Annotated in this window: 7 protein-coding genes; 6 read left to right on the top strand and 1 reads right to left on the bottom strand. The window is 73.0% G+C overall.

Translation table 11 applies throughout. The annotated features are described in order from the left end of the window. Positions 1–123 precede the first annotated feature (123 nt). Entirely contained in the window at positions 124–1410 is a 1287-nt protein-coding gene (locus AB0I32_RS16440) for an ABC transporter substrate-binding protein (protein ID WP_357507803.1), read from the bottom strand. 337 nt (positions 1411–1747) lie between these two features. Here AB0I32_RS16440 and AB0I32_RS16435 point away from each other — a divergent pair, with 337 nt between their 5' ends. The 6 genes from AB0I32_RS16435 (at position 1748) to AB0I32_RS16410 (ending at position 8736) form a co-directional block, all read left to right on the top strand. After that, a complete protein-coding gene (locus tag AB0I32_RS16435) occupies positions 1748–2866 on the top strand; it encodes an ROK family transcriptional regulator (RefSeq protein WP_357507801.1) in 1119 nt (372 codons plus the stop codon). Positions 2867–3003: 137 nt separating this feature from the next. Further along, complete coding sequence (locus AB0I32_RS16430) at positions 3004–4032, top strand: substrate-binding domain-containing protein (RefSeq protein ID WP_357507799.1); 1029 nt, start codon at positions 3004–3006, stop codon at positions 4030–4032. Beyond that, complete coding sequence (locus AB0I32_RS16425; RefSeq protein ID WP_357507798.1) at positions 4029–4799, top strand: ATP-binding cassette domain-containing protein; 771 nt, start codon at positions 4029–4031, stop codon at positions 4797–4799. Before AB0I32_RS16430 ends, AB0I32_RS16425 begins: the two co-directional genes overlap by 4 nt. Further along, positions 4796–5989, top strand: a complete 1194-nt coding sequence (locus AB0I32_RS16420; RefSeq protein WP_357507796.1) for a sugar ABC transporter permease — start codon at positions 4796–4798, stop codon at positions 5987–5989. The genes AB0I32_RS16425 and AB0I32_RS16420 overlap by 4 nt, the downstream gene beginning before the upstream one ends. After that, on the top strand, positions 5990–6994 hold the full coding sequence (locus AB0I32_RS16415) for a LacI family DNA-binding transcriptional regulator (protein ID WP_357507794.1): 1005 nt from the start codon (positions 5990–5992) through the stop codon (positions 6992–6994). A 134-nt stretch (positions 6995–7128) separates the two neighbouring features. Beyond that, positions 7129–8736 (top strand): ricin-type beta-trefoil lectin domain protein, encoded by a 1608-nt coding sequence (locus AB0I32_RS16410; protein ID WP_357507792.1) that lies wholly within the window; start codon positions 7129–7131, stop codon positions 8734–8736. Positions 8737–8807: the final 71 nt, after the last annotated feature.

Genomic DNA, 8807 nt, shown 5'->3' with positions numbered 1-8807 from the left:
CCCAACCCCCCTCTCTCCTTTTCTTTTTTGTACCCCCTTCGGTGGGGGTGTTTTGGGGGCGGTGGGGGGGGCCCCCCCCGCCCGCCTTCGCGCCCCCCCCCCGCCCCGCGACCTACGGCGGTGTCAGCCCTGTGCGGCGGCTGCCAGCTCGGACTGGAACCCGGCCAGGTCGGACGCGCCGGTGGTGAACTTGCTCGTCGCGTCGGAGATCGCGTTGAGCGTCGCTACCGGGGTGGCCGCGCCGTGGGCCAGCGAGGACACGATCGTGTCGTTCGCGAACGACTCGATGGCGGTCTGCTGGTACTCCGAGAAGTCGGCGGGGTCGGCGTCGGTACGGGCGGGGATGGAGCCCTTCGCCTTGTTGAACGCGACCTGGCCCTCGAGCGAGCCGACGGTCTCCAGCCACGCCTTGGCGCCCTCGGGGTCGGGGGCGCCGACCGGCAGCGTGAAGGAGTCGGCGAGGAAGTCGAACGTCCCGTCGGTGCCCGGGACGGGGGCCGCCGTGAAGTCCGTGCCCAGCGCCTTGTCCTGCTCCTCGAACGCCGCGACCGCCCAGTCGCCCATGACGTTGAACGCGGCGCCGCCGTCGATCACCATCTGGGTGGCCTCGGGCCAGTCGAGACCGTCACGGTCGTCGTTGGTGAAGCCCATGAGGGTCTCGAAGTTCTCGAGCGCCGCGGTGACCTCGGCGCCCTCCCAGTCGGTGCTGCCGTCCCACAGCCCGCTGTACGCGTCGGCGCCCAGGCTGGCGAGCAGCACCGTCTCGAGCAGGTGCACCTGGGTCCAGGTGGTGCCCACAGAGAGCGGCGTGACGCCTGCGGCGTCGAGGGTCTCGAGGTCGGCGATCCACGCGTCGAGGTCCTCGTACTCGGCGGCGGGGTCGATCCCGTTCTCCTCGAGCACCGTCGGGTTGGCCCAGACGACGTTCGCGCGGTGGATGTTCGACGGGATCGAGTAGATCGCGCCGTCCTCCGACGAGAGCCGGTCGACCAGGTCGGCCGGGAACGCGTCCGTCAGCCCGAACTCGTCGTAGAGGTCGGAGACGTCCTCGATCTGCGCGGCGTCGATGTAGTCCTGCAGCTCCGCGCCGGCGTGGGCCTGGAACGTGTCCGGCGGGTCCTGCGCCTGCAGGCGGGTCTGGAGCAGGTCCTTCGCGGCGGAGCCCGCACCACCGGCGACGGCGCCGTTGACGAACTCGATGCCGGGGTGCTGCTTCTCGAACTCGCCGACCAGGGCGTCGAGGCCTGCCTTCTCGGAGCCGGCCGCCCACCAGGTGAACACCTCGACCTGGCTGCCGCCGCCCTCGGTACCGCCGTCGCCACCCGTGTTCCCGCCGCCGCACGCGGCCAGCGTGAGACCGAGAACAGCGGCTGTCGCCACCGTCGCGGTAATCCTCCGGTTCGAACGCATCTGGGGTCCCTCAACCTTCCTCGGTCGCTGGAGCACCGACCCGGACGACGTCGTGGTGCGCGCCGAAGGTGAAGTCACTTCGCGCGCAGGACGGCATCGTTCCTGCGACCGGCCGGGCGCGCCTGTACGCCCGTGAACCCGGGTCCTATCGAACGACTGGGCCGCGTTGGTGTCAAGAATTGAACGCAAGCGAAGCCTGATCGTGACCTCAAGGTTCAGTTCGTGTATCCAAACCCGTCATACCGCCTGGAAGGCGGTTACCCTGGGCGCTGTGCGCGCGGATCGGGTGACCCCGGGCTCGCAGACCTCACTGCGTGAGGCCAACCGAGCTCGTATCGTGAGCGCCGTCCAGCAGCGTGGCTCGCTCACGCAGATCGAGCTGGCCGGCGTCACAGGGCTGTCCCCAGCCACTATCTCCAACATCGTCAAGGAGCTCACCACCGCCGGTGTGCTCCACACCGCGCAGTCCACGCGCAACGGCCGGCGCGCGCTCCAGGTGACCCTCGCCCGCAACCTCGGTGTGGTCGCAGGCATCCGGTTCGGCATGCGCTCGCTCAGCGTCGCGCTCTCCGACGCATCCATGCGGGTCCTGGCCGAGCAGCGCATGCCGCTCGCCCCGGACCACCGAGCGGACGCCGGCCTGCAGCGCGTCGCGATGCTGGTCAGGGAGATGATGGAGGCCGTGGACGCCGACCCGTCCGAGCTGCTCGCCGTCGGCGTCGGGGTGCCTGCACCCGTCGACATCCGCACCGGCCAGGTGGTGACCGTCGGCATGATGCGCGGCTGGGACGGCGTGCACGTCGACGAGATCCTTGGCGCCGAGCTCGACGTCCCCGTGACCGCCGACAACGACTCGACGCTCGCCGCGATCGCGGAGGCCCGGTTCGGCGCCGGAGCGGGGTACGACTCGGTCGCCTATGTCAGGGTCTCCCACGGCGTGGGCGGCGGGCTGGTGCTCGGCGGCCGGGCGTTGCACGGGAGGTCCGGGGTTGCCGGCGAGATCGGGCACGTGTCCGTCGACGAGCACGGTCCCGTCTGCCGCTGCGGCAACCGCGGCTGCCTCGAGATGCTGGTGGGCGCCACCAGCCTCCTGTCGATGCTCCCGCCGGAGGCGGGGCACCTCACCCTCGCGGACCTCGTGGCCCGCGCGCTCGACGGCGACGCCGGCTGCCGCCGTGTCGTGTTCGACGCCGGCCGGCACCTCGGCATCGCCCTGGCCAACCTGTGCAACCTCGTCGACCCCGACGTCGTGGTCATCGGCGGCACGCTCGCCGAGGCAGGGGACGTGCTGCTCGAACCGCTGCGCACCGCGCTCGGCCAGCGCATCGTCGCGACGTCCCGCGGCCCCGTCGAGGTGATCCCCTCGACCCTGGGTGCTGACGCGGGCGTCCGCGGCGCCCTGGCGGCCGCCCTGGACCAGGCAAGAATGTTCGGCTCCCTGGGCGTGGCCCAATGACCGCCCAGGCCCCCAGCACTCCACGGACCCGCACTCAGCGGGCGGTGGGGTGGGTCGTGGCGGCTGGGCTTCTGTTCGGTGGGTGTACGGGCAGCGGGGCCGGCGGGCCCGGGGGTCAGGCCGGGGCCGAGGGCGCCGTGGCAGAGGGGACCATCGGGCTGCTGCTGCCGGAGGCGCAGACCGCCCGCTACGAGGCCTCCGACCGGCCCACCTTCGTGTCCGTCGTCGACCGCCGCTGCCCCGGCTGCACCGTCCTGTATGCCAACGCGGGGCAGGACGCCGCCGCGCAGCTCCAGCAGGCGGAGTCGATGCTCGCGCAGGGTGCCGACGTGCTGGTGCTCGACGCCGTGGACACCGTCGCCGCCGTCGGGATAGCGGTGCAGGCCAAGAGGCTCGGCGCGCAGGTGATCGCCTACGATCGGTTCGTGGACGGCGCGGACTACTACGTGTCGTACGACTACGAGTTCATCGGCTTCCTGCTGGGCTCGGCCCTGGTCGGCGCGGTCAAGGAGCGAGTCGACGAGCGAGCGGAGGAACGGGCCGACGACGGCTCGGACGGCTCCGACGACGGACGGCCAGGGGTACTGCTGGTGCACGGCTCGGCGACCGAGCCCAACGCGCTCGCGATCGCGGCCGGCACCCGCCGAGCCCTCGAAGGAGAGGACATCGACGTGCTCGCCGAGCACTACACACCCGACTGGAGCCCCGACAAGGCCACCGAGTGGACCGAGGCGATGCTGACCAGGTACCCGGGCCAGGTCGACGGCATCCTCGCCGCCAACGACGGCATGGCGGGCGGCGCGATCGCCGCGGCGAAGGCCGCGGGGCTCGACCCCGTACCGGTCACCACCGGGCAGGACGGCGAGCTCGCCGCCGTGCAGCGGATCATCGCGGGGGACCAGTACATGACCGTCTACAAGGCGACCGACCAGCAGGCCCAGACGGCCGCGGAGCTGGCCGTGCGCGTGCTGCGCGGCGAGGACCCCCGTGCGAGCGTGGTCATCGAGGGTGTGCCGACCATGCTGCTGGCACCGCGCGCGGTCGCTGCCGCCGACGTCCGGCACGTGATCGTCGACGGGCGGGTCTACTCCACCGAGCAGATCTGCGTGCCCGCGTACGAGGCCGCCTGCGAGCGTGCGGGCCTGATCGGGCAGGAGGAGTCATGAGCGACCCGGTGCTCTCCCTGCGGGGCGTGTCCAAGCGGTTCGGCGGCGTCCGCGCCCTGGTCGACGTCGACGCCGACGTGCACGAGCACGAGGTGCTCGCCGTAGTCGGCGACAACGGCGCGGGCAAGTCCACGCTCGCGGGTGTCCTCGCGGGCGCGCACCGGCCGGACGCCGGCCAGGTGCTGCTCGACGGGCGCCCCGTGGTGCTGGGCTCGCCCGCCGCTGCCCGCGCGCTCGGCATCGCCGCGGTGTTCCAGGAGCTGGCCCTCGTGGACGACCTCGACGTCGTCGAGAACCTGTTCCTCGGGCACGAGACCCGGCGCGGGCCCCTGCTCGACGAGGTGGCGATGGAGCGCGAGGCCTGGCGCCTGCTCGACCAGCTCGCCGCCAGCGTGCCCACGGTGCGCGAACCCGTGCGCACCCTGTCCGGCGGCCAGCGCCAGGTCGTCGCCGTGGCCAGGGCGCTGCTCGGCTCGCCGCGCGTGGTGGTCCTCGACGAGCCGACGGCGTCCCTGGGTGTGCGCCAGACCGCCGAGGTGCTCAACCTGATCGTCCGGCTGCGGGAGCGCGGCCACGCCGTCGTCCTGGTCAGCCACCAGGCGGGCGACCTGCAGGCGGTCGCGGACCGCATCCTCGTGCTGCGCCTCGGCCGCGTGCACGACGTGTTCGATGGCGACGCGTCCTACGAGGACCTGCTCGCCGCCATGACGGGCGCGGTCCGGCCGGGAGCCAAGCAGGCCGGACCGAACAAGGCGGCACGCCGATGAGCGCACCACCGAGCGTCACCGGCGCGGGCCTGCCCGGCGCCGTCTGGCAGCGCATGCGCGGCCGCAACAGCCTGCTGCCGATCGTCGCAGCGCTCGCCGGCATCTGGCTGATCCTCGGCGCGGTCAACCCCGCCTTCCTCGCCCCCGAGAACCTCGTCAACCTCACGCTGCAGAGCGCCCCCGTCGGGGTCATAGCGCTCGGCGTCGTGCTCGTGCTCCTCGTGGGCCAGATCGACCTGTCCGTCGGGTCGCTCAGCGGGCTCGCGGCGGCGGTCGTCGCCGTCGGCTCCGTGACCCTGGGCTGGCCGGTGGCCGTCGCGATCCTCGCCGCCCTGGCCTGCGGGGTGGTGGTCGGGCTGGGCTACGGCGCGCTCTCGACGCGGCTCGGGCTGCCCAGCTTCGTGTTCACCCTGGCCGGGCTGCTGTTCCTCGCCGGGGTGCAGCTGCGGGTGCTCGGGCCGCTGGGCTCGATCAACCTGCCGTTCGAGTCGTGGTTCGTCCGCTCGGTGCAGCAGGGGTTCCTGCCCTCTGGTGTCGCCTGGGCGCTGGTCGCCGTGACGGTCCTCGCCTCGGCGGCCCTGCAGGTCGCCGCCCGGGCCCGACGGCGGCGCGCGGACCTCGCCTGCGCGAGCGTGCCGCAGATCGTCGTCCGCACCCTCGTCCTGGCCGCCGTGCTGTCCGCGATAGTGGCCTACCTGTACGCGGGCACCGCGCGCGGCATCGGCTGGTCGGTGCTCCTCTTCGCGCTGCTCGTGGTGGTCACCGACGTGCTGCTGCGCCGCACGCGGTGGGGCCGGTCCGTGCGCGCGGTGGGCGGCGACCGGCGGGCGGCGACGCTCGCGGGCGTGCCCGTGCGGCGCACGGTGGTGCTGTGCTTCGTGGCCTGCTCGACGCTCGCCGCGCTCGGCGGGGTGCTCGCGGCGGGCCGACTGGGCGCCGCCAACCAGGGCACCGGGGGCGCCGACACCTACCTCGTGGCCATCGCCGCGGCGGTGATCGGCGGTACCAGCCTGTTCGGCGGGCGGGGCAGCGCGTGGTCAGCGGTGCTCGGGGTGCTCGTCATCCAGTCCATCGCCAACGGGCTCACACTGATGAACGTCGACCAGGCGGCGCGCTACATGGTGACCGGCGCCGTGCTGCTGCTGGCGATCATCATCGACATGCTGCTGCGCAAGCGCCGGGAGGCCTGAATGATCCGTCGTCCGACGCTGGCAGTGGTGGCCGAGGCCGCAGGGGTGAGCCTGAAGACGGCGTCCCGCGTGCTCAACGGCGAGCCCAACGTGGCCGCCGCCACGCGCGAACGGGTGCAGGACGCCGCCACCTCGCTGGGCTTCAGGCGCAACGCGGTGGCCGCCGACCTCGCACGTGGCGGCTTCTCGCGCCTGGTCGGGTTCATCACCGGCGACCTCGCCAACCAGTTCTACTCGGCCCTCGCCAGCGGCATCGAGCGGGAGCTGCGGGAGCACGGGCTGCAGCTGCTCACGGCGTCGTCGGACGAGGACCCCGCGCGCGAGGGGTCGCTGACCGGCGAGCTGCTCGAACGGCGCGTCGGCGCGCTGATCGTGACGCCCGCCGGCGCCGACCACTCCGCGCTGCAGGGCGAGATCGACGCGGGGCTGACGGTGGTGGCAGTGGACCGGCCGGCGGCCGGGATGGACGTCGACACGGTGGTCATCGACAACCGCGGCGGCACGCGGGCCGCCGTCGACCACCTGCTCGCCCGTGGGCACCGCCGCATCGCCTTCGTGGGCGACGAGCCGCACCTGTGGACCTACCAGGAACGCAGCACCGAGTTCCTCGCGGCCATGCGCGACGCCGGGCTGCCCGACGCCGAGCGCCTGCTCCGCTCGGGTGCGCACTCGGTGGCGGCCGCCCGGGACCTGGTGGTGGAGCTGTTCGCGGTTCCGGAACCGCCCACCGCGGTGCTCGCGGCGAACAACCGCGTGACCGTCGGGACGCTCCAGGCGCTGCGGGACGCACCGGGCGGCTCCGATGTGGCTGTCGTCGGCTTCGACGACTTCGAGCTCGCCGACCTGCTGGGCATCACCGTCGTGGCGTACGACGCCGTGGAGATGGGCCGGCGCGCGGCCGAGCTCGCCGTGGCGCGGTCGGCGGACCCGTCGCGGCCCGTGGAGCTCGTGGTGCTGCCGACCCGGGTGGTCGCCCGGGGGAGCGGGGAGCGCCCGCCCCGCTGACGACCTGGTCATCCCTGGGCACATAAGGGGTGATAGGTACTTTCCACACGACGCCGTCCCACCCGTTCTGGTGGTGACGCGGCGTCAATACGCTCCCAGGCACCCGGTTCCCCAGGCCTGATGAGGAGCACACCATGTCACGATCCCTGAGAGCCTCCCGCTCTCTGATAGCGCTGTCGGCCGCCGCGATCGTCGTCGGTACAACGTTCACCGGAGCCGCCGCAGCGGGGGCAGCGCCGCCCTCGCAGACGTCGGCCGGCACCACCCAGCTCAGCACGAAGCAGCTCAGCGCGACGCAGCTCGGCACGAAACAGTCCAGTGCCGAGCTGCCCGACGCCCAGGTCCGCGCGATGGTGCGCGACCTCGGCCTCACCCCCGCCGAGATCCCCGACCGGCTCGCCCTCGACGCCGAGGCCGCGATCGTCGAGGCCCACCTCACGGCCCGGCTCGGCGGCGCCTACGCCGGCACCTGGCTGCCCGAGGGCGCCGACGCGCCCCGGGTCGCCGTCACCACCTCCGCTGCGGCCAAGATCGCCGAGCGGGCAGGCGCCGACGCCGTCGTCGTCCCGCACAGCCTCGAGGCGCTCACGTCGTGGAAGGAGTCCCTGGACAAGGTGGGCGCCGCGCCCTCGGTGCACGCCTGGTACGCGGACCCGACCACCAACGAGGTGGTCGTCCAGGCCGCCGACGTCGCAGCGGCCAAGGCGATGATCGCCGAGGCGGACGTGCCGGCCGGCGTGGTGCGGGTCGAGAGGTCGAAGGTCGCGCCCGAGCTCGCGCGCGACATTCGCGGTGGCGACGAGTTCCACCGTCCGACGGGCGACGGGTTCGTCACGCTGTGCTCGATCGGTTTCGCCGTGCAGGGCGGGTTCGTCACCGCCGGTCACTGTGGCGCGGCCGGCAACCCCGTCAACGCACCGGACGGCGCGGCGCTCGGCACCTACCGCGCCTCCACGTTCCCGGGCCACGACTGGGCCTGGGTGGCGACCAACAGCAACTGGACGCCCACCCCGCGCGTCAACAACTACGCGGGCGGGACGGCGGCGGTGGCCGGCTCGGCGGAGCAGGGGATCGGCGCGACGGTGTGCCGCTCCGGCCGCACGACGGGCTGGCGCTGCGGCGTCATCCAGGAGAAGAACGTCACCATCAACTACGGCAACGGCGACATCCCCGGTATGGCGACGGGATCGGCGTGCGCAGAGGGTGGCGACTCCGGCGGTTCGGTGCTGTCGGGCGACCAGGCGCAGGGCGTGACGTCCGGCCGGATCGGCGACTGCTCCTCGGGCGGCCGGTTCATCTACCAGCCGCTGAACCCGATCCTGAGCACCTACGGGCTGCAGCTCACGACGACGTCGGGCGGCGGCGGACAGGCCCTGATCGGTGTGGGCGGCAAGTGCATCGACGTGCCCAACTCCGAGTTCACCGACGGCAAGCGCCTGCAGATCTGGACCTGCAACGGCACGGCGGCGCAGCGCTGGACCTTCCACTCCGACGGCACCCTGCGCGCCGGCGGCAAGTGCATGGACGTCGCCTGGGCCAACACCGCGGACGGCACGGCGGTGCAGCTCGCGAACTGCAGCGGCAACGCGGCCCAGCGGTTCACGCTCAGCGGGGCCGGTGACCTGGTCTCGATCCTCGCGAACAAGTGCGTCGACGTCCCGAACGGCAACAGCGCGAACGGCACGCAGCTGCAGATCTGGACCTGCAACGGCACGGCGGCCCAGAAGTGGCGCGTCGGCTGACCCCCCGAAGGCCCGCAAGGTAGAGCGCTTGTCCGGGTCTCCCCGTGACGCCAGGGAGACCCGGACAAGCG

The organism is Promicromonospora sp. NPDC050249 (assembly GCF_040656015.1).
Classification (GTDB): Bacteria; Actinomycetota; Actinomycetes; order Actinomycetales; family Cellulomonadaceae; genus Promicromonospora.
The sequence above is the reverse complement of the archived record's forward strand: the minus strand, read 5'-3'. Positions and strand labels throughout refer to the sequence as shown.

Bases quoted from the DNA above. Each gene is read 5' to 3' on its own strand.
- AB0I32_RS16440 (WP_357507803.1), bottom strand. From the start codon at position 1,410: ATGCGTTCGAACCGGAGGATTACCGCGACGGTGGCGACAGCCGCTGTT.
- AB0I32_RS16425 (WP_357507798.1), top strand. From the start codon at position 4,029: ATGAGCGACCCGGTGCTCTCCCTGCGGGGCGTGTCCAAGCGGTTCGGC.
- AB0I32_RS16420 (WP_357507796.1), top strand. From the start codon at position 4,796: ATGAGCGCACCACCGAGCGTCACCGGCGCGGGCCTGCCCGGCGCCGTC.
- AB0I32_RS16415 (WP_357507794.1), top strand. From the start codon at position 5,990: ATGATCCGTCGTCCGACGCTGGCAGTGGTGGCCGAGGCCGCAGGGGTG.
- AB0I32_RS16410 (WP_357507792.1), top strand. From the start codon at position 7,129: ATGTCACGATCCCTGAGAGCCTCCCGCTCTCTGATAGCGCTGTCGGCC.